The sequence below is a fragment of the Hyphomicrobium album genome (genome assembly GCF_009708035.1).
Lineage (GTDB): Bacteria > Pseudomonadota > Alphaproteobacteria > Rhizobiales > Hyphomicrobiaceae > Hyphomicrobium_A > Hyphomicrobium_A album.
Window position 1 is genome coordinate 926850 of record NZ_WMBQ01000001.1, and the last position, 22888, is coordinate 949737.

23 protein-coding genes are annotated in these 22888 nt (G+C 64.9%); 14 read left to right on the forward strand and 9 right to left on the reverse strand.

Features of this window, described 5'->3' with window-relative positions:
* Positions 1-163: 163 nt before the first annotated feature.
* Together trhA (GIW81_RS04535) and GIW81_RS04540 are read left to right on the forward strand one after the other, a co-directional pair.
* Positions 164-811, forward strand: a complete 648-nt coding sequence (gene trhA, locus GIW81_RS04535) for a PAQR family membrane homeostasis protein TrhA (protein ID WP_154739498.1) — start codon at positions 164-166, stop codon at positions 809-811.
* 132 nt (positions 812-943) lie between these two features.
* On the forward strand, positions 944-1351 hold the full coding sequence (locus tag GIW81_RS04540; protein ID WP_195930379.1) for a phasin family protein: 408 nt from the start codon (positions 944-946) through the stop codon (positions 1349-1351).
* Positions 1352-1368: 17 nt separating this feature from the next.
* On the opposite strand, the gene GIW81_RS04545 is transcribed toward GIW81_RS04540, so the two are convergent.
* On the reverse strand, positions 1369-1641 hold the full coding sequence (locus GIW81_RS04545) for a hypothetical protein (protein ID WP_154738130.1): 273 nt from the start codon (positions 1639-1641) through the stop codon (positions 1369-1371).
* Between the two features lie 164 nt (positions 1642-1805).
* A complete protein-coding gene (locus GIW81_RS04550; RefSeq protein ID WP_154738131.1) occupies positions 1806-3095 on the reverse strand; it encodes a Glu/Leu/Phe/Val family dehydrogenase in 1290 nt (429 codons plus the stop codon).
* Between the two features lie 364 nt (positions 3096-3459).
* Here GIW81_RS04550 and GIW81_RS04555 point away from each other — a divergent pair, with 364 nt between their 5' ends.
* The 5 genes from GIW81_RS04555 (at position 3460) to GIW81_RS04575 (ending at position 8309) form a co-directional block, all read left to right on the forward strand.
* On the forward strand, positions 3460-3669 hold the full coding sequence (locus GIW81_RS04555; protein ID WP_154738132.1) for a cold-shock protein: 210 nt from the start codon (positions 3460-3462) through the stop codon (positions 3667-3669).
* A 54-nt stretch (positions 3670-3723) separates the two neighbouring features.
* Entirely contained in the window at positions 3724-4368 is a 645-nt protein-coding gene (gene trhA, locus GIW81_RS04560; protein WP_154738133.1) for a PAQR family membrane homeostasis protein TrhA, read from the forward strand.
* A gap of 145 nt (positions 4369-4513) precedes the next feature.
* A complete protein-coding gene (locus GIW81_RS04565) occupies positions 4514-6763 on the forward strand; it encodes a KAP family P-loop NTPase fold protein (RefSeq protein WP_195930380.1) in 2250 nt (749 codons plus the stop codon).
* Between the two features lie 382 nt (positions 6764-7145).
* Positions 7146-7367: a hypothetical protein gene (locus GIW81_RS04570; RefSeq protein ID WP_154738135.1), complete on the forward strand. Its 222-nt coding sequence runs from the start codon at positions 7146-7148 to the stop codon at positions 7365-7367.
* A 591-nt stretch (positions 7368-7958) separates the two neighbouring features.
* Positions 7959-8309, forward strand: a complete 351-nt coding sequence (locus GIW81_RS04575; protein ID WP_154738136.1) for a hypothetical protein — start codon at positions 7959-7961, stop codon at positions 8307-8309.
* A 9-nt stretch (positions 8310-8318) separates the two neighbouring features.
* Here GIW81_RS04575 and GIW81_RS04580 read toward each other — a convergent pair whose 3' ends face one another.
* From GIW81_RS04580 to GIW81_RS04595, 4 genes are all read right to left on the reverse strand, one after another.
* Positions 8319-9140 (reverse strand): tellurite resistance TerB family protein, encoded by an 822-nt coding sequence (locus tag GIW81_RS04580; RefSeq protein WP_154738137.1) that lies wholly within the window; start codon positions 9138-9140, stop codon positions 8319-8321.
* A gap of 165 nt (positions 9141-9305) precedes the next feature.
* Complete coding sequence (locus tag GIW81_RS04585; protein ID WP_154738138.1) at positions 9306-9836, reverse strand: CoA-binding protein; 531 nt, start codon at positions 9834-9836, stop codon at positions 9306-9308.
* A 57-nt stretch (positions 9837-9893) separates the two neighbouring features.
* The gene (locus tag GIW81_RS04590; RefSeq protein WP_229309076.1) at positions 9894-10730 is read right to left on the reverse strand and encodes an enoyl-CoA hydratase; all 837 of its coding nucleotides are present in this window, start codon (positions 10728-10730) and stop codon (positions 9894-9896) included.
* A gap of 31 nt (positions 10731-10761) precedes the next feature.
* Positions 10762-11280 carry a hypothetical protein gene (locus tag GIW81_RS04595; RefSeq protein WP_195930382.1) on the reverse strand — a complete coding sequence of 173 codons (519 nt, stop codon included), beginning with the start codon at positions 11278-11280 and terminating at the stop codon, positions 10762-10764.
* Between the two features lie 312 nt (positions 11281-11592).
* On the opposite strand from GIW81_RS04595, the gene rplM reads away from it, so the two are divergent.
* The 4 genes from rplM to argC all read left to right on the forward strand — a co-directional run bounded on the left by rplM (position 11593) and on the right by argC (position 14519).
* Positions 11593-12054, forward strand: a complete 462-nt coding sequence (gene rplM / locus GIW81_RS04600) for a 50S ribosomal protein L13 (RefSeq protein ID WP_154738139.1) — start codon at positions 11593-11595, stop codon at positions 12052-12054.
* Between the two features lie 5 nt (positions 12055-12059).
* Entirely contained in the window at positions 12060-12542 is a 483-nt protein-coding gene (gene rpsI, locus GIW81_RS04605; RefSeq protein ID WP_154738140.1) for a 30S ribosomal protein S9, read from the forward strand.
* Between the two features lie 283 nt (positions 12543-12825).
* Complete coding sequence (locus GIW81_RS04610) at positions 12826-13440, forward strand: TerC family protein (protein WP_229309195.1); 615 nt, start codon at positions 12826-12828, stop codon at positions 13438-13440.
* A 101-nt stretch (positions 13441-13541) separates the two neighbouring features.
* Positions 13542-14519 carry an N-acetyl-gamma-glutamyl-phosphate reductase gene (gene argC, locus GIW81_RS04615; protein WP_154738142.1) on the forward strand — a complete coding sequence of 326 codons (978 nt, stop codon included), beginning with the start codon at positions 13542-13544 and terminating at the stop codon, positions 14517-14519.
* Here the strand turns inward: argC and GIW81_RS04620 are convergent.
* The 3 genes from GIW81_RS04620 to GIW81_RS04630 form a co-directional block, all read right to left on the reverse strand.
* Positions 14497-15549 carry a COX15/CtaA family protein gene (locus tag GIW81_RS04620; protein ID WP_324614886.1) on the reverse strand — a complete coding sequence of 351 codons (1053 nt, stop codon included), beginning with the start codon at positions 15547-15549 and terminating at the stop codon, positions 14497-14499. The two genes, argC and GIW81_RS04620, sit on opposite strands and share 23 nt — an antisense overlap.
* Before the next feature lie 123 nt (positions 15550-15672).
* Entirely contained in the window at positions 15673-16740 is a 1068-nt protein-coding gene (locus tag GIW81_RS04625) for a polysaccharide deacetylase family protein (RefSeq protein ID WP_154738144.1), read from the reverse strand.
* 150 nt (positions 16741-16890) lie between these two features.
* Positions 16891-19005, reverse strand: a complete 2115-nt coding sequence (locus GIW81_RS04630; protein WP_154738145.1) for a GumC family protein — start codon at positions 19003-19005, stop codon at positions 16891-16893.
* 158 nt (positions 19006-19163) lie between these two features.
* On the opposite strand from GIW81_RS04630, the gene GIW81_RS18975 reads away from it, so the two are divergent.
* The 3 genes from GIW81_RS18975 to GIW81_RS04645 all read left to right on the forward strand — a co-directional run bounded on the left by GIW81_RS18975 (position 19164) and on the right by GIW81_RS04645 (position 22876).
* A complete protein-coding gene (locus tag GIW81_RS18975) occupies positions 19164-20120 on the forward strand; it encodes a polysaccharide biosynthesis/export family protein (protein WP_229309077.1) in 957 nt (318 codons plus the stop codon).
* 25 nt (positions 20121-20145) lie between these two features.
* Positions 20146-21276: a glycosyltransferase family 4 protein gene (locus GIW81_RS04640; protein WP_324614887.1), complete on the forward strand. Its 1131-nt coding sequence runs from the start codon at positions 20146-20148 to the stop codon at positions 21274-21276.
* Between the two features lie 97 nt (positions 21277-21373).
* On the forward strand, positions 21374-22876 hold the full coding sequence (locus GIW81_RS04645; protein ID WP_154738146.1) for an undecaprenyl-phosphate glucose phosphotransferase: 1503 nt from the start codon (positions 21374-21376) through the stop codon (positions 22874-22876).
* Positions 22877-22888 lie beyond the last annotated feature (12 nt).

The window sequence follows — 22888 nt, forward strand, 5'->3', positions numbered from 1 at the left end:
CCGATGCAGCTCCCTTTCGCAGTGTTCCCCACGGAATTGCACAACCCCTTGTTTGGGCGTCCTTAACATACGGATCTTTCAATAGGCCCGAGGCGTGTGCACCTGCCGGTTCGTACGCTTCCGGTCGCAACGACCGAGTATGCGTATGCGAGGCGCGCCGCACATGGGCGATGATGCGTTTCCCACCTATACCGAGGCGGAGGAGTTCGCCGACACCCTCGTGCACGCCATCGGCGTGACGGTCGGCTTCATCGCCGCCATCACGCTCGTCATCATGGCGCTTAAGCAGCTCCCCACCGACGCCGCCACCGCCGTCGTCATCTACGCGCTCGGCATGCTCGCCATGTTCTGCTTCTCCGCCGCCTACAATCTGTCGCGCGGGCCCAAGCGCTGGCTTTTGCGGCGCTGCGACCATGCCGCCATCTTCATCAAGATCGCCGCGACGTACACGCCGTTCGCCGTTGCCAAGATGGGCGGCACAACGGGCTTGGTCCTGCTCGCGGCCGTGTGGGGCATCGCGCTCGCCGGCGCCGCGGCGAAGCTCATCGCTCCGCACCGCGTCGCCGGCATGTCGACGCTTCTCTATCTGGCGCAGGGATGGTTGTGCGTGCTGACGATGCAGCCGCTGCTCTCGGCCCTATCGCCGACGTCGATGGTCCTGCTGCTCGTCGGCGGCGTGCTCTACACGGTAGGCGTCATCTTCCACCGCTGGGAGCGGCTCAGCTACCACAACGCCATTTGGCATGTCTTCGTGCTGGTGGCCTCCGCCTGCCACTTCGGAGCTGTGCTCGACGCGGTGGTATTGGGTTAGCGGAAGGCAGTGCGCCAGCCAATGAACTGCAGGCACACTGCGCCCGCGTTCAGAGAGACGACAAAACACGCCTGCATCAGGAACCGCCCTCCCCTCCACCGGTTATAGGCCATACCGGCAATGGAGGGCCCTATGACACAATCTGACCAGCGCGGCCCAATGAGCACGCAGGCATTGTTGCGCCAGCCAATTCTAGCAATGCAGCGGCCGACGCTCGAGGCCGTGGCCGAAATGAACGGCAAGCTCTACGAAGGCATCGCGGCGATGAACAAGGAGTGGACCTCCTTCGTCAATCGGCGACTCAAGGAAGATTTTGGGATTGCGGAGCAGCTCGCTGCTTGCACCACGACTGAGGACATGTTGCGCACCTGTACCGGATACGTCCGCACGGCGTGGACGGACTATCAATCCGGTCTCGAACAGATGACCCGACTAAACAGCGCTCTCGCGCAGCAGACACTCTCGGCGCTGCAATCGCATATGGATCGCGCCGTCAAGCAGAGCTCTGAGACTGGCCCGCAGGCGGGTGACACCGCCTAATCAAGCTTTGCAGCAAATCACGCGGGTAGCTGCATGTTGGCCTGGGAAAGGAGGAGTCGTTGCATGACGCGGATGCTTGCCTGCATCATCAGCATGGCAACCTCCTCTTGCTCCGTGTCGAGGGCAAGCGCCCGTATGGCGTTCGCGTAGGCAGCGGCAGTCGAAGTGCCGAATGGGTTGTCAGGATGTTCGCTGTCGAACGCCAGCGCCTTGACTTGCATCAGGGCCGCAAGCTCGATGGTTTCGGCTGTGATCCTCGCCGCTTGAGGGTTCAACTTAGGCATGTCCATCCCCGCTCGTTTTGTCGTGGTAATGCGCAATTCTAGCGCTTCCTCCCGCGGCGTGGACGTTCGGCAAGCGTAACGCTTGTGGATAGGGCACGTCGTCGGACGTGGCACTGGCTGAGCGGCGAGACAAATGCTCAAGCATGGCAGTTGGGGGAACGGAGGTCGGCTTAGGGGTAGAGGCCGCGCTCCTGCCGCGCCTTCAGGATGCGCTCGCAGGCGACCACGAAGGCCGCGGTGCGCAGCGAGATCGCGTGACGGTCGGCCTCGCTCCAAATCTTGCGCAGCGCGTCCGTGAGGATCGTGTCGAGCCGCGCGTCGATCTCGGCGTCCGTCCAGAAGAAGCTCGAGAAGTCCTGCACCCACTCGAAATAGCTGACCGTGACGCCGCCGGCATTGCAGATGACATCCGGGACGACGAGAATTCCCCGGTCCGCAAGAATGTCGTCGGCACCCGCGAGCGTCGGCCCGTTCGCGCCTTCGAGCACGAGCTTGGCGCGTGTCCGCTTGGCGCGCTCCGGCGTGATCTGCGCTTCGAGCGCCGCGGGAATGAGGATGTCGCAGGCGACGTCCCAGAATTGTTCCTTGTCGAGGCACTCGCCGTCCGCGCAGGTGTGGACGCCGCGGCTGTCGTGCGCCGCCTTGACCTTGGCGACGTCGAGGCCGCTCTCCTTGAAGAGCGTCCCCTTGCTGTCCTGCACCGCCACGATCTTCGCGCCGGCATCGGCAAACAGCTTGGCGGCCGTCGACCCGACGTTGCCGAAGCCCTGGACGGCGACGCGCGCCCCCTCGAGCTTAAGACCGATGCGTCCCGCCGCTTCCCGGCCGGTGACGAACACGCCGCGCCCCGTCGCCGTGACGCGCCCCAACGAGCCACCGAGCTCGACCGGCTTGCCCGTGACGACGCCCGTCGCGGTGGCCCCGACGTTCATCGAGTAGGTGTCCATCATCCACGCCATGATCTGGGCGTTGGTGTTGACGTCGGGCGCCGGGATGTCCTGCTGCGGGCCGATGATGATGCCGATCTCGCTGGTGTAGCGGCGGGTGATCTTCTCCAGCTCGCTTCGCGACAGCAGCGCCGGGTCGACGCGAATGCCGCCCTTGGCGCCGCCGAAGGGCAGGTTCACGGCCGCCGTCTTCACCGTCATCCAGGCGGCGAGCGCCATCACCTCCTCCAGGCACACGGCGGGGTGATAGCGCACGCCGCCCTTGCCCGGACCGCGCGACAGGTTGTGCTGGACGCGAAACCCCTCGAAGTGGCGCACGCTGCCGTCGTCCATCTCGACCGGGATGTCGACGATCAAGGTGCGCTTGGGACGCTTCAGCGTCTCGGTCCAGCGGCCGAGCTTGCCGAGGTACGGCGCGACGCGATCGACTTGCGACAGGTAGGTGCCCCAGGCGCTGTCGGCGGCGCGCGACGCGTAGGAAAGCGAATACGAATGCTCGGTGCTCTCTGTCATGGGGGAATCCCGTCTCGTTGAACCAGCAGACCGTCACGGCACGGCCGGACATCAATTGAGGCGTGCACGGACCCACGCATAACGCTCACCCGCCGCTAGGCGGGCCATATTTCACGTCCGGTGACACTAAAGTGACGTTTCAGCCCGCGCCCGCGCGCATTTGCAGCTTGCTTTGTCGGGCCTAAGCGCGCATTTTCCCGGCTCGAACTGGCCGGCAGACCGAGCCGCGGCGCTTAGGGCATAGCCCTCCGCCACGAGTTCTTTGAACCAACCATCATTCGAAACACCGAAGGGGCGGTGCGGACACGATCAACGTGCACGCGCCCGCCCATTGTCTTTTTATAGCCTCTAGGAAACTGACCTCATGACCAACGGCACCGTGAAATTCTACAACGCCAGCAAGGGCTACGGCTTCATCGCTCCCGACAACGGCGAGCGTGACGTGTTCGTCCACGCCACCGCCCTGGAGCGTGCCGGCATCCACAGCCTCAACGAAGGCCAGAAGGTCTCGTTCGAAGCTGGCGAGGACCGCAAGAGCGGCAAGGTCTCCGTGCAGACCATCGAGCTCCTCTAAGAATACGAGCGGCCGGCGCGCGGGAAATCGCTGCGCCGGCCGCTTTTTTTGTATATGACCGAAGCGTTCCCATTCTACTCGCGGTCCGAGCTCGTCGCCGACGGCGTCGTGCACGTCCTCGGCATCGCCTTCGGCCTCGCCGGCCTCGCGGTGCTGCTCGCCCTGAGCCTCACCCACCTCGACGCCGCATCCGCCACCGCCGTCCTCGTCTACGGCGCCGGGATGCTCGCCGTCTTCTGCTTCTCCGCCGCCTACAATCTGTCGCTGCGCAGCCGCTGGCGCTGGCTGCTGCGCCGGCTCGACCACGCCGCCATCTACGTGAAGATCGCCGCCACCTACACGCCCTTCGCCGCCTTGAAGCTCGGCGGCACGCCGGGCCTCTTGCTGCTCGCCGCCGTGTGGGGCATCGCCGCCTTCGGCGCCTCCGCGAAGCTGATCGCCCCGGCGCAGCTCGTGCGCACCAGCTACGTCCTCTATCTCGCGCAGGGCTGGGCCGGCGTGTTCGCCTTCGGCCCGATGGTCGAGGCGCTGTCGAGCACCGCGCTGTGGCTGCTGATCGCCGGCGGCGTGCTCTACACCGTCGGCGTGATCTTCCACCTGTGGCAGAAGCTGCCCTACAACAATGCCATCTGGCACGGCTGCGTGCTCACGGCATCAGGGCTGCACTTCGCTGCCGTGCTCGACGCCGTGCTCATTTAAGACCAAGCCCGCCCCCCCGCATTCCGTCGGCACAGCAAACCCACTACATTGGCAGCGCCCAGCCGATTATCAGAGCCAGCGACGAATTAGCCGCTGCAAGTCCAACTAACAATTCATTTGCACAAAGCGATTCATGGGGGTCCTCATGCCAGAGAAAACGAATTCATACCTATTTTCAAACGACAGCCCCAATATTGGCTCCCACCTAGATAGACTTGGCTTTGGAGCAATAGCCGAGCGGCTCGCGGCAGCCATTGTGAATCAGGCAACCGATGGCGGCTTAGTGTTCGGGATAGAGGGTCCTTGGGGCAGCGGAAAGTCGAGTCTCATCGCCCGACTGGAACAAACTCTGAAATCGCGTGACGACCCTCCCGAAATTGTCAATTTTTCTCCGTGGCTCATAAAGTCTCGCGACGCCCTACTCGACGCCCTCTTCGAGGACCTAAGCACAGCAATCCGACGAATTGCTACTGCAGCGGAGGAGAAAAATAACGCCAAAAAGAGCAAGTCCAAGAAAGCTGCCAAAGAGATCGCTGAGAAAGCTGATGCGTTGCTGGGCAGCTACGCTTCGAGCGTCGGTCGACTGGCAAAATTAGCGAGGATCGCTGAACTTGTGGTACCTGGAGCTGCTTTGGCGGGCGCAACTTTGGAGGCGGGGTCCAGTTTCATGGAATCCTTCGGCAAGCCGAAGGAGATTGTTGCCCAGAAGGAGCGCACAGCGACTGCACTGCGAGAGCTCAACAAGCGCATAGTTGTTTTTATAGATGATCTCGACCGATTGGAGCCGCAGGAAGCCGTCGAAGTGCTTCGACTTGTTCGCGCCGTGGCCGATTTTCCTAACGTCATTTACGTCATGTCGTACGATCGACAATCCGTAACTCATACCCTCGAATCCACCCTGGATATCGAGAATGGCGATGAGTTCATGGAGAAGTTTGTTCAAGTCGATTTTAGGCTTCCGATCCCGGAGGCGTTTGCACTGCGTCGTTGGTTTCGTGACGAGGTGACCGAACTGTTTTCTTCGCAGTTGCTCGATGCGGAAAATTCCGATCAACGGGATGTTGCACGGCGGCTCAACGAATATATCGATAGCGCGGGCGGGCGGTACCTTCAAACACCACGTGATGTTGTTAGGACGTTAAACGCGCTAAGGCTGTATGGTCCGTCCATAGTCGAACAGGTCTACCTGCCTGACTTGGTGTGGCTTCAGTTGGTTCGCTCAAATGACCCGGAACTGCACAAGTGGGTTGAGGCGCATGTGACTGTCGTGGCTGCAATAGCCGGGGGCGCATCCGTAAGCAGCGACGCAGAGCAGAGGGCCCTGGACCAACTCAAGAAGGCCCTCGCGTCCCAAGACCGGAAACTTGAAGAGGTCGTTTGGGAACTGCACGGGATACTGCCGGGAGTCGACTGGGATACGGACAAAATCAAACACCCGGACGGATGGAAACTGCTCAACGGATTGTCGGACACTCGTCTAAGGAAATGGGTAACGTTGCGGCGCCTCGGGAGTCCTCACCACTTCCGGTACTATTTCTCACTTACTAAGCCAGAGGGTGTCCTCACCGACGCTCGGCTGCTCTCCGTTGTCGAGGCTTCGACCGACGCGCAGAATGCCACGGAATCCCTCCGGAAAATCCTCGCACGTCCGGGGGAACCGACAGGCGCTACGCTCGATCGGTTTCTAGATCGACTGCTTGCCCTATCCTCCGACGAGTTGCCCGCAAGCGCGATTCCCGCACTTCTGGCCGGTCTAGCGAACGTCGTCGACGAAGCCTCAAGCAAGGGAGGCCGGCACGGGTTGGGGGTCGACTGGCTCGCAGTCGAGGCAGAGCGAGCATTTCGGGAATTGTTTAAGAGGCTGAGCCCCAACGACAGAATGTTGGTAGTGAAGCAGATGTTCGGCCACGGAAAAGCGATTGGCTGGCTGGTAGGTCTGCTTGCAGACGATGTCTATGCGCGAGGGTTAGCGGGTGAGGATAGCAAGGGGTCCCACGAGACCTTCTTTGATACAGAAGAGTTCGAGATTGCGCGGTCGGTCTTGGTAGTGCGCTTGAAGAACGCGGGCTCTGCGCTGCTTGATGTCCCACGTTTGCTGCCCACGCTGTATGGGTGGAATTACTTGGGGGATCCGTCCGACGTCGCATCCTGGTGCAAGAACCAAATTGAATCTGATGCTGGCTTGCTAGCTTTCTTGGGAAAGTCCAGGGGCTGGGCGAATGCGACCGGAATTGGTGTTTACTATCCGCTAAACAGGAAGAACCTTTCGGAGTTCATCGACTACGATTTGGCAAAAGAGAGAGTGGAAAGGCTCTTCCGCCACGCAGAAGAGCGGGACGTAAGGACTCGCGCCAAGGAGCTATTGGAAGCGTTCAAGCAGGGTGAGGAGTCCTAGAGTTCAACTCCGAGGCGGTGTGCTCTACTCCCCCCAACCCCACGATCGCCTTGGCGAGCGCCAGCGCCTCGACGTGGCGCAGCGAGTTCGGGCTTGCATCTTGAGCTTGCACGCCTCCGGCATGACGCGCTTGCACGCTCCCCTGCTTGCGCGGCTCCGCCACGCCGCCACACCTTTCCTTGCACGCCTCCGGCATGACGGACGGTGGATAGCGCTCGCGGAAGCTTGTCTGTCCCATCCTCTCGAACTACAGTGAAGAGAACGAAAGGGGAACCTATCTCTTTTCCGACCGATGTAAGTCTTGGTGACAGACTGCCGACACACGACTCGGGGCTAAGAGGGTCGGCGGGACCAACGGGGCAGGCGTAAGGGGGCAAGCGACATGTGCAAGCTGCACACCAGCCGGCTGATGCGCGGCGGCGAGTACGCGCTGTGGCGCGGCGGGCGGATCATCCGCTCGGGCAACGTCGGCGAGCGCATCGACGACATCGCCTTCGACGCCCTGTCGCTCTCCATCGACGACGGCGTGCGCCTCCTGGAGCGCACCGGCGGCGTGCTCACCACGGACATGGCGCGCGCGACGCTCAGCGCCTGGTGGGAATGAAGTCGGGCAACGGGCACTAGGCATTGGGCATTGGACCCTCACAGCCTGCCCTACCCTTCCCCACTGCCTATTGCCTATTGCCTACTGCCCACTCCGCAAACTTATCCTCCCGCGGAAAGCCTCCCGCATACTCGCTCCACCTTGCCCGACAGAGGGACGCAGCAGCTGAGCGTCTGACGCGGGGCAGGGACGGTGACCCGGACGAGGCCGCGTGAATGTTTCCGTTCGCACGCGTGTCGCGAGGACCAGCTCGTCCTCTCAAATCCGGGGTCGCAGATCGAGGCTGTGCAGGCGTGGCAACACACTGCACGGACGCCCTTCGGCAGCGGCGCTCGCCATCCCAGAGCGCAGTCGCCTTACGATCCCGAACGTACAGCCCGGCGTTGAACGCCATAGGGTGGGATCGGACGGTCGCTGACGATGTGCTTGCACCCTCGGCACGGCAGCACACCGACGCGGGCGCCGAACGGGCGCCGGACTTGTAACTAGGATGGCGGCCGCTCGGCGCCCGCGCTCCCTCTTTTGTTGCGCCCACCGACTCGCACTCCGGCGAGCCGGCCGGTTGGCGCGTGGAGAAGGCTTGTCCGCACCATGACTGACGACGACGAACCAAGAAGCAGGCGCGAGGCGGAGGCACGCGGACTGCGGCAGCTATGGGCCGTGTTCGCGGGCGACGACAGCGACGACGCGCAGCTCATGCGGGCGCGCTTCGTCGCCACGGCGGCGGGTATGGCGCGAGTCTGCACGCGCAAGCCCTGCCGCCGCCGCAAGCGCTGCCTCGGCGACCCGCCGCTGTGCATGACAGAGCACCTCGGGCTCATGTATGCGCGGCTGCCGACAGCGTACCGCGCGCTCGGCTTGTACGATCCGGGCGGCAAACACGGGCGCAGCCAACTGCGGGGTTACGAGCGCGCGTGGCGGCGGCGCGTCAACGATGAATGATGAGATCCGCTATCCGGCGGCGCGCGTCCGCGCTCCCGCGAGTTGCGGTGCCTCTGTCGGCGCCTTGGCGCCGCGCACCGCGTCCTCCAGATGCGCGATCAGCTGGTCGTCCAGCGCCAGCGTCGCGGCGAGATATTTGAGATACGCGCGCTCGGCCTCGGTGTCGGCGTCGATCGCCAGGGCGCTCGCCAGGTACACCTCGGCGCGCTGCTCGGGCGTCGTCGCACTCGTCGCCAACTCGCGCGGCGACAGCGGCCGCGTCAGCTCGGCTTCGAGGAAGCGCTGCTCGTCGGCGTTGATGCCGGCGGCGGTGAGGCGTCCGAGAATGGCGGCGCGCTCGGTCTCGTCAAGTGTGCCGTCGGACAGCGCCGCGGCGATCATGGCGCGCACCAGGAGCAGAGCGTGGTCGCTGGCCGGCGTCGCGGCGGGCAGCGGGCTCGGCCGCACCGACGGCACGGAGGCGCTCGAGGTATCGGCGCCGACCGGCTGGCCGCTCTTGTAGTTGGAATAGGCGCGGTAGGCGAGGCCGCCCAGCGCCGCCGCGGCGCCGAGCTTCAGGGCTTCGCCGGCGAACTCGCGGCCGCCCTTGGAGCCGAGCAGCAGCGACGTGATGGCGCCGGCCGCGACACCGCCGGCGACACCGCCGAGACCCGATGGGAGATTCCCCGCAGCGCCGCCGAGCATGCCGCGGGCGCGCTCGAGCAGGTCGTTCGCGCCGCCGCTCGTGGACGACTGCTGTGGCGCCTGCGGCTGTCCGTACGGAGCCGGTGCGCCGCCGTGCGAGCCGTTGCCGCCGACCAGCATGTCGAGAATGCGCGTTGCGTCGATCATCTTGTGTTCCCTCGCGATTTCTTATCCTCGCTAGGTAGGGCGCGAGGGTCGCGGGGCAAGTGTGGCGGCAAAGATTGGAAGTGGTCTAAGGCGGTGCGCGGCGGTCACCCTTGCGACGTGTACGCCGCGTGCTGCGGCGCAGCGTCAGCGGCGCGAGGCGCGGTGTCAGCGCTTGCCGAGGCTGAGGCTCTGCACGCCCAGCGGCGCCAGCTTGGGGCGCAGGCTCGAGATCTGCCCCGAGTTGACGCCGGCCCAGGCAATCTCGCCCGACAGCCGCCCGTATTCGATTTTGGGGCAACGGTTCATCACGACCTGCAGACCGGCGGCCTCGGCCGCTTCCGCGGCCACGTCGTTCTTCACGCCGAGCTGCATCCACACGACCTTGAGGCCGAGCTTGTCCTTGAGGCGGATCGCCTCGCGCGTCACTTCCAGCGCGGCGTCGGAGTTGCGGAAGATGTCGATGACGTCGACCGGCGCCGGCACGTCGGCGAGCGTCGCGTAAACGGTCTGGCCGAGGAGCTGCTGCCCCGCGAAGCCGGGATTGATCGGATGCACCGTGTAGCCTTTGCCGAGCAGGTACTTCATGGCGAAGTAGCTCGGCCGCGAGGAGTTGGCCGAGGCGCCCACGAACGCGAACGCGCGCGCGGCCCGGAGGATGCCGGCGATGTAGTCGTCGCTGTAGCGGTCGTGGTTCATGCGCGAAGTTATACGCGGGGCATGTGACGGTGCGATAGTTGGATGCGGCGGGTTGGCTCAGCGGCCCTTCCACTCAGGGGGGCGCTTGCCGAGGAAGGCGCCGATGCCCTCCTCCGCGTCGCGCGTCATCATGTTGTCGACCATCACCTGCGCCGCGTACGCATAGGCCTCGCTGAGCGGCATTTCGGCCTGGGCGTAGAAGGCACGCTTGCCGATGGCGACGGTGAGCGGCGATTTGGCGGCGATCGTCTCGGCGAGCGCGATCGCCTGGGGAAGCACTTCGGCGGCGGGGACGGCGCGGTTGATCAGGCCGTATTCGACGGCATCGGCGGCGGACAGCATATCGCCCGTCAGCAGCATCTCCATCGCCCGCTTGCGGCCGACGTTGCGCGACAGCGCCACCATCGGCGTCGAGCAGAAGAGGCCGATGTTGACGCCGGGGGTGCAGAACTGCGCGCTGTCGGCGGCGATGGCGAGGTCGCAGGTGGCGACGAGCTGGCAGCCGGCGGCGGTGGCGGTGCCCTGCACGGCGGCGATGACCGGTTTCGGGCAGGCGACGATCGCCTGCATCATCGCCGAGCAGCGCGTCATCGCCTCGCTGTAGAAGGCGAGGCCTTTGTCGGCGTCGGCGCGGTGGGCGGTGAGCTCCTTCAAGTCGTGGCCGGAGGAGAACACGGGGCCATTGGCGGCGAGCACGATGGCCGCGACCGTGGTGTCGGCGCCGAGCGCGGCGAAAGCCTTATGCAGCGCGTCGAGCATGGCGACCGACAGCGCGTTGCGTGCCGCCGGGCGGTTGAGCGTCAGAACCGCCACGCCGGGACGCGGCCGCTCGAGATTAAGCAGCGGCTCCTCGGCGGAGGTTGCCTTCGCAGCGGTCATCGTGCGCTCGGACATGGTCGGCCTCGTCCTTCCAAGCGCTGCATCGCTACTGCAGCGCCTTCTCGATCTCGGCGCGGTGCGCCTTCACCAATTCGACGTTCTCGACGTGCTCCAGCCGCGGCGTGGTGCTGATCGCCTCGGTGAGCTCCTGCATGAGCTGCTTCTTGTCGGCGTCGGGGATCGAGGCGTCGGCCGTCACGTCGCTGAGCTCTTTCTTCAGGGCCTCGACTGGCTCGGTGAACTCGCCCGACTTGGAATCGAGCCCGGCCATGACGATCGAGATATTGGCCGCGACGCTGTCCAGCTCCTCGAAGCTCGCAAAGCCGTGCTTCTTGGCGATCTCGTCGAGCTCGGTCTGCAGCGCCGGGGCAATGTTGTCGCCCGCCTCCTGCAGCTTCGGCGCCACGGTGGCGAGATCCGGCTGGGCGGAGATGAAGCTCTTGACCTGGGCATCGGTCAGCTTGAGCTGCTTGATCGGATCTTCCTTCGGCTCCTGTGCGAACGCGCCGAGTGCCAGCGTCGCCGCCGCCAGGAAGGGGATCAAACGTATCAAACCCTGCCGCATGCCATCTCCTCCTTGAGATTTATGTACCGCCAGTGCGGATTTGCAGCGCGACTGCCATCAAGATTCTGCGGCGATTTCACGCCCGGAGGACGGCAGTGCAGGGCCCGTTCTACTCATATTCGCCCATTGGCCCAAGTGTGTACTGATACCACGCGTGCATACCGACATGAGCTTGGCGGTATTCTGATACCACATTGCATAAGTTATTGATGTTGCTTGCGTTTCAAATTTTCATTGGCAATTCAATTGACAGCCTGCGGGCGATCTGGTTCAAGGCGCGCTTCGCACCGCAAAACACCGGAGCCCCGACACATGTCGACGTTCGTCGCCAAGCCCGGCGAGGTGGAGAAGAAGTGGATCCTGATCGACGCCGAAGGTCTCGTCGTCGGTCGCCTGGCCGCTCTTATCGCCACGCGCCTCAAGGGCAAGCACAAGCCGATCTATACCCCGCACGTCGACTGTGGGGACAACATCGTGGTGATCAACGCCGACAAGGTGGTCTTCACCGGCGATAAGCACACCGACAAGATCTACTACCGCCACACCGGCCACCCCGGCGGCATCAAGGAAACGACGCCGCGCAAGATCCTCGAGGGCAAGTTCCCCGAGCGTGTGGTCGAACTGGCGGTGGAGCGCATGCTCAAGCGCGGCCCCCTGCAGCGCAAGTTGATGCGCAATCTGAAGATCTACAAAGGCAGCGAGCACCCGCACGCGGCGCAGAGCCCGGAGAAGCTCGACGTGGCGAAGCTCAACCGCAAGAACGCGAGGGTCTAAGGGCGATGGCGCAAGAATCCAAGTCTCTGGAAGACCTCGGAAACATCAAGGGCGCGGGCGCTACTGCCGCTGCTCCCGTGCATGTGCAGAAGCTCGACAGCCTCGGCCGCGCGTATGCCACCGGCAAACGCAAGAACGCGGTTGCCCGCGTGTGGATCAAGCCGGGCAAGGGCGTCATCACCGTCAACGCCAAGGACTACACCAAGTACTTCGCGCGCCCCGTCCTGCAGATGCTGCTCCAGCAGCCCCTGTCGGCGGTCAACCGCTCGACCCAATACGACATCAACGTGACGGTCGTCGGCGGCGGCCTATCCGGCCAGGCCGGTGCGGTGCGGCACGGCATCTCCAAGGCGCTCACCTACTTCGAGCCGGACCTGCGTTCGGTTCTCAAGAAGGGCGGCTTCCTCACGCGTGACAGCCGCGTCGTCGAGCGTAAGAAGTACGGCCGCATGAAAGCTCGCCGCAGCTTCCAGTTCTCCAAGCGCTAAGGCACTTTCGCCTTTGTCGCAGGCTTTGCACGGGGCGCCTTCGGGCGCCCCGTCGCTTTTGGGCGCCGGGAGGCTTGCCGAGTGTTCCCGGTAATGCCACATACGCCACCGGTGGGAGACGAGGCACGGCGGCGATTGCCGGCCGCGCGGCTACAGGCAGGGTGAGATGGACTGGCTACTGAACGACCTCGGCTATTTGCTCGGGGTCATCGGCGAGGAAGCGCAACACCTCGTCTCGCTCGACTGGTATCGCCAGAACTTCGTCCCCCTCGTCAACATCATCATGATCGACCTGGTGCTGGCGGGCGACAACGCCATCATCGTCGGTCTCGCAGCCTCGCGCGTGCCGAAGGAGATCCGCAGCAAGGTGATCTTCTGGGGCATCGCCGCCGCGGTGGTGCTCCGGATCTTCTTCGCCGCCATAACCGTGCAGCTTCTGGCCATCATCGGCCTGACGCTCGCCGGCGGAATTCTGCTGCTGTGGGTGTGCTGGAAAATGTACCGGCAGATCACCACCGGCGATCATCATGGGCAAGTCGACGCGGCGCAGGTGCAAGGCGACCTGGGCTTCTGGCAGGCCGTCGGCCTCATCACGGTGGCCGACGTGTCGATGTCGCTCGACAACGTGCTGGCCGTCGCCGGAGCCGCCAAGGGTTCGACGCTCGTACTTGTCATCGGTCTTGCGGTGGCCATCGTGCTCATGGCCGTCGCCTCGCACTTCATCGCCAATTTGTTGGTCAAGTACCCGTGGATCACCTGGATCGGCCTGCTCATCATCCTCTGGGTGGCTTTCGACATGATCTACAAGGGCTCGCACGAGGTGACCTGCAACGCGTTCGGCTTCGGCTGCTCGGAAACCCTTTGGGACGGCATCCGCCACCGATTGGGGGGAACATAGCCGCCATCGCCGGCGCCGCGCCGCACGCCTATATTGACAGCACCGTGCGCGCCGCCCTAGAGCCGCGCTGAGGCAGCACGTTGCTGCACGAGAGCTGATCCATGGATACGCCCAAGGCCAAAATCTTCATCGACGGCGAGGCCGGTACTACCGGTCTCGAAATCCGCGAGCGGCTGGCGCGCGTCCCGGGCGTCGAGGTGAAGAGCATCGACCCGGCGCTGCGCAAGGACGCTGCCGCCCGCAAGGCGATGCTGGCCGACGTCGACCTCGTCGTGCTGTGCCTGCCCGACGACGCCGCTAAGGAGACCGTAACGCTCGCCGATTCTCTCGGAACGGCGGCGCCGCGCATCCTCGATGCCTCGACCGCGCACCGCGTTGCCCCCGGCTGGGAATACGGCTTCGCCGAGCTGAATGCCGAGCAGGCGGAGAAGGTGCGCACCGCGTCGCGGGTCGCCAATCCGGGCTGCTATCCGACCGGCGCCATCGCGCTGATCCGCCCGCTCGTCGACGCCGGCCTAATCCCGGCTGACTATCCCGTCACCGTCAATGCTGTCAGCGGCTATTCCGGCGGCGGCCGCTCGATGATAGAGGCCTACGAGGGCGGCGCGGCTCCGTCATTCGAGCTTTACGCGCTCGCCCTGGAGCACAAGCACGTTCCGGAATTGATGCGCTATTCGGGTCTCACGCGGCGTCCGATCTTCGTGCCGTCGGTGGGCAACTTCCGGCAAGGGATGCTGGTGTCGGTCCCGCTGCATCTCGACACGTTGCCGGGCAAGCCGTGCCTGCGCGATCTGGAACTCGCTCTCGACGCGCACTATCGGGGAAGCGAATTGGTGGGCGTCGTGCGCGAGCCGACCGCCAAGGCGCAGCGCCTCGCCGCCGAGGACCTGAACGCCACCGACAAGCTCGAGCTGTTCGTGTTCGGCAAGTCCGAGCTGAACCAGGCGGTGCTCGTGGCGCGGCTGGACAATCTCGGCAAGGGTGCGGCCGGCGCCGCGGTGCAGAATATCCGCCTCATGCTGGGGCTCGGCGATGCGGCAGGTCAGCCTGCTTCGCTCAAGGCGCGTCAGCCCGCGTGATCGTGTGGAGGTGCAGGGTCGCCGCCGCGATGACAATGGCGGCGCCGGCCTGATGCGCCAGGCCCAGCGCCAGCGGGACGCCCGACACCAGCGTCCAGATACCGATCAGCATCTGCCCGAAGATGCACGCCACGACGAGCGCCGCGGAGCGCACGATGCGCTCATCGTCGGCCGAGCGGATCAGCGAAACGAGGTGCAGAGCCGCGACGACGACGACCACATACGCGACGAGGCGATGATCGAACTGCACCGTCGTCACGTTCTCGAGAAAATTCACGTACCACGGCGACTGCAGCATCAGGCCGTCCGGCACAAGCTTGCCGTCCATCAGGGGCCAGGTGTTGTAGGTGAGTCCGGCCTTCAATCCGGCGACGAGAGCACCGAGCCCCGACTGCACAAACACGAGCGCGAACAGTGCCATCGCCATGCGCCGCTGGCCGCGCGTCACGGTGTTGAGGCGGATCCGGTTTGATTGCGACCCAACCTCGAGCGCCAGCCACACGAGCAACGCGAGGATCGAGAACGCGGTGATGAGGTGCAGCGCCAGCCGGTATTGGCTGACGTCGATCCGGTCGACGAGCCCCGACTTCACCATGTACCAGCCGATGGCACCTTGCGCGCCGCCGAGCGCCAGCACGCCGAGGCACTTAAGCGCGAAGCTACCGCGCAGCTTGCGAAGAGCGAGGAAAACGAGGAACGGGACGGCGAATGCCATGCCGATGAAGCGGCCGAGGAAGCGGTGCGCCCATTCCCACCAGTAGATCGCCTTGAAGGCTTCCAGCGACATGCCGGCGTTGACGATCGAGTACTCGGGGATCGCCTTGTACTTCTCAAATGCTGCCAGCCAATCCGCCTCTTTGAGCGGCGGGATGGCGCCGAGCAGCGGCTGCCACTCGGTGATCGACAAGCCGCTGTCGGTGAGGCGCACCGCACCGCCGACAACAATCATCGCGAACACGAGGGCGGCGACGCCCAAGAGCCAGATGCGGACGGCGCCGTCGGCGGAGCCGGTGCCGGCAGTGGCGCTCACGCTATGGGATGCGGAAACGGACAAGACCCTTGGGATCCCCTACTCGACCTGCTGGCGGGTGATAGTCGCCGGAAAGCGGACGATCAAGTAGCCGAACGCCGCGCCTGCTCCGGGCGTCCACGCCTAGGGCGCAGCGCCGGCCCCCGCGTAGCGCTTCAGGGTGTTCATCACGGCGAACGGCACACCGGACATAAGCGCTTTTACGTAGCGGATATCCTGGAAATCGCCGTTGAGCGACAGACGAGGTAGCGCCGTCAGCTCGTGCGCATGCTCGGGGTAGAGCAGTCCCTTCTGCGTGGTGACGGCCGTTTCGATCCCGAGTTCCTCGGCGATGCGGAACTCGCGCGGACCGGCGCTTTTTGCACATCCGTAGGGATAGGAGAAGTGACGGCACGGGCGGCCCAACTCGCGCTCGATCCGCGCGACGCTCTCTGCCATCTCGTTCCGGGCATCGGCTTCGCTCAGCTTGGCGAGCGCATAATGTCCCTGCGTGTGCGCACCGATGGTGACCAAGGGGTCCTTCGCCAGCTCGCGCAGCTCATCCCAGTTCATGACGAGTCCGGCATGCACTGTAGCAGGGTCGATGTTGTAGGCCTGCGCCAGCTCGGACACCATGGCGCGCGCCTGCGCCTCCGGTAGACCGCGCAGCCACCAGTAGATTTCATGGAAGGCCGCATACTTCTCGTCGGGCGTCGCCAGGCGGAAGTGGCGCGTCTCGCCGCGCATGGCGAGCGTAATTTGCGGCGCGGCACGCAACACCTTTTCGAACGTCAGCCACCAGAGATCGCCGCGGCCGTCGGCGAAGTCGCTCGGTACGTAGATCGCGAACGGGGCGTCGTAACGGCGGAAGATCGGATAGGCGTAGTCGCGGTTGTCGCGATAGCCGTCATCGAGCGTAAAGCAGGCGAAGGGGCGCTCGCCCTCTGGATGCTCCAGCCGTCCCCGTATGTCGTCGAGCGGGATGATGTCGAAGCCGGCTTCGATCACCTCGCGCACGACGACATCGAGGAAATCCGGTGTCACCTTGAGGATGCGGTTTGGCTCGAACGCCTGCGGCGGCGCCGGGTCGACGTGATGCAGCATGAAGATCACGCCAGCGCCGCGCGTATAGGGCGCCAGCAGGCTGCCGGCGCCCGAATAATGCACCGCGGCCAATGCCGTCTTGAGGAGCGTCGTCGATCGCCTGCTCATGCTGTCCTCATGCATGGGGACGCGCCCGGCGCGTCGTCAGCCCGATGCAAGCAACTTTCGTGCAGGCGCCGTCGCCGGGTGATTAACCCCATCGGCAAAGCCGCCTCTGTCCCTAATGCGGCCTTAAATCCGGGCGCCCGCCGTCGACGATCAGCTGGCCCGCGCCTCGATGCCGCCGCGGCCACCGACGCGCGCAAGCCGCTCGCGGGCGAGCTGGTTCGATTTGGAACGCTCGAGGCGGAACAGCTCGATGTCGGCCACCTCGAAGCCGAGGAAGCTACCGGCTTGGTCGGGGGCAAAGCTGCGGCGGCGTGGTTCGCTGACGATGATTCCGGCGTCGAACCGGCCGAGGATTGCCTCGAACAGAGCGCGCGCGACGTCGTGGCGGGCGACCACCACGATCTGATCGTAGGCGGTATCGAGCGCGTCGAGCGTGAGGTTGAGCTGATCGGGGTCGAGCAGCGCGTCGCGGTCGAGCACGGCAGTACCCGCCGGGATGAAATGCGCCCCGCTCGCTGGAATGCGGGTGACCACATCCTCGAACGTCGCGGTGCCCTGCAATAGCTCATTGAGACCTGCCCGCGGGTCGATCCCCATTCTTTCAGCGATTCCTGCCCCTTCGGGGCTCCAGTCGATGAGGATCACGTCGGCGCCGGCGTCCGCCATGGCCTTCACTAGGTCGATGGCCTCGCCGCCCGCATCTATCGGCTCGGAAGCGCCCGTCATCAGCGCGCGGAAGCCGCCGATGTCTTGCGGATGCGCAGCGAGATGGATGGCGAGATCGGAGACGGACGTAACGACGTGGACGCGACTCGCGTCACGCGCAAACACCTGCGCCGTCGGCGTGTTCGCGGCAACAGCGCCCCTGCCGACCGCCGGCCGATCAGCTGCCGGAGTACGGGCGGCCGTGAACAGCGCCTTGGTCACGACGATGGCGATCCCGAACAGGAACGCAGCCATGCCAACGAGGAAGGCATACGGCAACGGCTTGGGGAAGCTCGGGACGCTGGTCGGGCGCGCCATCGACACAATCTGCGCCTCGACCGGCACGGCGCGACTATCGGCGCTCATCCGATTGGCTTCGAAGCGGGCTTGCAACCGCTCGAGCTCGGCGCGCTTCGACTTGGCGACGGCCTCGAGCTGACGCAGCTGAACCTCGCTGTCGCCGGTGCCGATGACCTGCTTCTTGGCAGTCTCGAGGCTCTGGCGGACGGAGGCCTCGCGCGAAGCGGCGATGGAGGCGCTCTTCTCGATGCCCTCCACGATCTTGCCCACCTCGCTCTTGATCTGCCGTTGCAGACCCTCGAGGTCGGCGCGCAGCTGGCGCATTCGCGGATGGGCCGGGAGTAGCGTCGCGGAGAGCTCGGAAAGCTGCCGCTCGACGCGCACCCGCTGCTGCACGAGGTTCTGGATGAGCGGCGAGCGCTGCACGTCAGGCAGCGCCTCGGCATTGCCGGCGCGGACCATCTCGCGCACCGACTGCGCGCGGGCATCGGCCTCGCTGCGCGCCCCCTGCGCCTTGGTCAGCTCGGAATTGATGTCGCCGAGCTGCTGCTGGTTGAGACCCGTGTTGTTGGGGCCGCCCTTGAAGATATTGGCTTGCGCGCGAAAGTGCTCGACCTCGGCTTCGGCTCCAGCAACCTCTTTGACGAGCTTGTCGATCTTCGGCTGCATCGCGTTCTGCACTTCGTCGTTTTCATTGAGTGCGCGGGTCGCAAGCAGCGTGCGGTAGGTCTCGGCGATGCGGTTCGCCACGTCGGCCGCGAGCTTCGGATCGGCAGAGGTGAAGCTGATGGCGATGACCCGGCTTTCCTTCGGCGAATAGACCTCGAGCCGTTTGAAGAACGCCTTCAACACGCGGTCCTGCTCGCTCTCCTCGGCGCGCCGGCCGATTTCGAAAGCGCTCATGATGCGGTCGAGCTTGCTGGGCGGTTGCAGCGCGCTGTTGAACTCGGGGTTCTGGTCGAGTTTTTCCTGCGCGATGATTTGCAGCGCGAGATCGGGCGACAGCAGGCTGCGCAAGTGCGTGTTGATCGCCTCCTTGTCGAGGCGCGAGGCTACGGAATCGATCGAGCGGTCATTCTCGCCCTTGGGCGCGACGACCTGGATTTGCGCCTCGGAGGTATACCTCGGAGGAAACTGCGATAGCAGCGCGTAAGTCGCGCCGCCGGTCACCAGGCTGAGCAATATCAGCTTCGGCATGGCGCGCCGGAGCGAGCGCCACACGGCGCCGAGGTCGATGTCGTCGGTGGAGGCGGTGGTCATATGAGGGGCCGCTTCAAGAAAACTAACTGCTGACCCAAATTAGAGCGCTGTCGGGTTGCGATTTCATTAAGCGTCCGAAGATCGGACAGGCGCTTAGCATTTGTTAACCCGTCGGGCTGCACAGTGAACCGTCGACGAACATCCCTTCGGTTCAGTCCATGTCCTTGCGCCTTCTCACATTGCTGACGACTGCGGCCGTCTTCATCGGCGGCTGCGGGCAATCGCATTTGGCGCAGATGACCCAGGACCTGAGCAGCCTCGGCAATCTGGATATCGCCGGCGCCACCCCCGCAAGCAGCGGTGCGTCTAGCATGGCGCCGGTCGACGTCATCTACGACAAGCCGGCGCCCGCCGCAGTAGACCCGGCGCAGCCTCAGAAGGCCGCCGCCTGGGGAGAAACAAGCGTGCAGGCGCCCGACGCCAAGATCGGCGGTTGGGGTGACACGACCGTCGAAAAGACGCTGCCCAGCGCCGTGGTTGCCGAAACCGCCCGCGAGGTTGCTCCGGCCGCCGCACCGGTGAAGGTCGCCGACGGCTGGCACGCGCAGCAGCGCATGGTGTCGCCGGTCCCCGTCGGACCGCCCGTCGCCGCTCCCGTCGCCTGGGGTCCCGCCGTCGTCGTCTCCGCCGACATGACCGGCGGTCCGACCGGCTTCGAGCCCTACATTCTCGACACCGCCGACAAGCTGCGCGTGTTCGTCTATGGCCAGCCGAACCTGTCGCGTCTCTACACCGTCGACCAAGTCGGCAACATCGCCATTCCTTTGATCGGAACGGTGCGCGCCCGCGGTCGCACGACCGTCGACCTTACACACGCCATCGCCGCCAAGCTCGGCCGCGAGTTCGTCAAGGACCCGCAGGTCACCGTCGATGTCGCGCAGAACCGGCCCTTTTTCATCCTCGGCGAGGTCCGCCTCCCGGGTCAGTATCCGTTCGTGTCGGGCATGACGATCGAGCAGGCCGTGGCCATCGGTGGCGGATACACCGAACGCGCCAGCAAGCGGACCTATCGCATCACCCGCAAGCTCGGCCCCCTCGTTGACCAAATCGAAGCACCTGGCGACTACCCATTGTGCCCTGGGGACACCGTTTTCGTGTACGAGCGGTTCTTCTAGTTGCAGGTGAACATCCGGAGCGCGCGTGGTCGAGCGCTTGCGCATCATTCATTGCTTTCGCGCCCCCGTCGGCGGCCTGTTCCGGCACGTGCTCGACCTTAGCGGCGAGCAAGCCGCGCGCGGCCACGAGGTCGGCTACGTGCTCGACTCGACGGTTTCCGATCCGCTCACCGAGCAACGCCTCGCCAAGGCCGCGACGCATCTGAAGCTCGGCATCACACGTCTTCCCATGGGGCGCCTCCCGAGCCTGCGCGACTTCGCGACCAGCCGCGCCGTGCACGACGTCGCGCACGAATTGAAGGCAGACGTATTGCATGGACACGGCGCCAAGGGCGGCGCCTTCGCCCGTCTCGCCGCTCGCGACCTTCGGCTCGCTGCCCGCAACGTCGCGACCTTCTACACGCCGCACGGCGGTAGCCTGCACTACCCGCCCGTCTCGCCGCAGGGTCTGATCTACACGGCCATCGAAAAGTTTCTCGTGCGCTACACCGACGGCCTGATCTTCGAGAGCGATTTCATCCGCCGCGTCTTCAACCAGCGCGTCGGTGCCCGTGGCGTGCCCGAGCGGGTTGTTCCCAACGCCCTGCAGCCGGACGACTTCACCGCGCACCTGCCCAATGCCGACGCCGCAGATTTCCTCTTCATCGGTGAGTTGCGCCAGCTCAAAGGCGTCGACGTGCTGCTGCACGCGCTCGCCCGCCTGCAGGCCTCCCGCGCCGTGCGGGCGGTCATCGTCGGCGCCGGTCCTGAAGCCTCCGAGTTCAAGTCGCTTGCCGATGAGCTCGGTCTAGGTGGGCTCGTTACCTTCGCCGGGGCGATGCCGGCGCGGACTGCCTTCCCGCTCGGCCGCAGCCTGGTTGTTCCGTCTCGGGCCGAAAGCATGCCCTACATTGTCCTGGAAGCGGCCGCCGCGGGCATGCCGCTCATCGCCACCAATGTCGGCGGCATACCCGAGATCGTTAACGGCACGGACACGCCGCTCATGCCACCCGGAGACGTGGAAGTCCTGGAACGCGCCATGCAAGGCTTCCTCGCGGACCCTAGCGACGCCAAAGCGCGCGCCGAACGCCTCAAAGCGGCCGTAGCTGCCCGCTTCACGGTCGGCAGGGCGGCTGACGAAGTGCTCGCCTTCTACGGCGAGCGGCTCGGGCGCTAACCTTAACTGCAAAGCTTACCGGCCGAGGGCCGGACATTCTCGCCTGTGGCACGAAGCCTGCTTTCCAAGGGGCAGTCTAGGTCACAGGTCACGCAGAATGCTCAACATCGGCCACGCCTCCGTTCCGCAATCGGTCCCGACGACGCGCTCCACCCCGCGCCTCGCCGACTTCCGGCTCGACGACAAGACGAGCCTGATGTCGATGGTGGTCATCCGCGGCGCCGTGCGCGCCCTGGACATCGCCCTTATCTGCATTCTCGGCATCGCCGTCGCCCTCTCCTACGTCGACGAGCCGATGATCATCGGCCACCCCTACTACATGGCTGCCATCGGCATGACGGCGGTGATCACCGTCGCCGGCTTCGACATGCTGGGTCTCTACTCGCAGGCATCGTTCAACTCCTTCATCCGCCAGATGCCGCGCGTCCTGCTCGCCTGGACGGCAGCCTTCGCGCTGCTGCTCGCCGGCGCCTTCTTCCTCAAGGCCGGTCATGAGTTCTCGCGCGTCTGGTTCGCCGGCTGGTACGTCACCGGCATCGTCGTACTCATCGGCGAGCGCCTGCTCGTCGCCGGCCTAGTTCGCCGCTGGACCCAGCAGGGCCGCCTCTATCGCCGCGCCGCAATCTACGGCGGCGGCGCCATCTCCGAGCGCCTGATCCACGACCTCGAGGTCGACATGGACGCCGACGTGCGCATCACCGGCATCTTCGACGACCGGGGCGACGACCGCGTCGATCGCGTCATCGCCGGCTATCCGCGCCTCGGCGGCTTGAAGCAGCTCGTTTCCTTCGCTCGCTCCTCGCGCCTGGACATGATCATCGTCGCCCTGCCGATTGCCGCCGAGAAGCGCGTGATCGAGCTGACGCGCGCGCTCGCCATTCTCCCCGCCGAGGTCAAGATGCCGGCCCGCGCTTCCGAGCTGCGCTTCACGTCGGAGACCTACTCGCGCGTTGGCAATGTCGCCATGATCGACCTGCTCGAGAAGCCGATCGCCGACTGGGGCTCGGTCTCGAAGTGGCTGTTCGATAAGATCGTCGGTACGCTGGCTCTGATCCTGCTCGCCCCGCTCATGCTCGCCGTCGCCGCCGCCATCAAGTTCGACAGCCGCGGTCCGGCGCTGTTCCGCCAGAAGCGCTACGGCTTCAACAACGAGCTGATCGAGATCTTCAAGTTCCGCTCGATGTACACCGACCGCTGCGACGCAAACGCTTCGAAGCTCGTCACCAAGGGCGACCCGCGCGTCACCCGCGTTGGCCGCTTCATCCGCAAGACCTCGATCGACGAGCTGCCGCAGCTCTTCAACGTGATCCTCGGCAACCTGTCGCTGGTCGGGCCACGCCCGCACGCGCTCGAAGCCAAGGCGGCTGGCGACCTCTACGACAACGTCGTCGACGGCTACTTCGCGCGTCACAAAGTGAAACCGGGAATTACCGGTTGGGCACAAATCAACGGCTGGCGCGGCGAAACCGACACTCCCGAGAAAATTCAGAAGCGCGTTGAATGCGACATTTACTATATCGAGAACTGGTCGCTGCTGCTCGACACTTACATCCTGCTCAAGACGCCGTTCGCGCTATTGAAGTCCGAGAACGCCTACTGAGCGGCGTGCGTA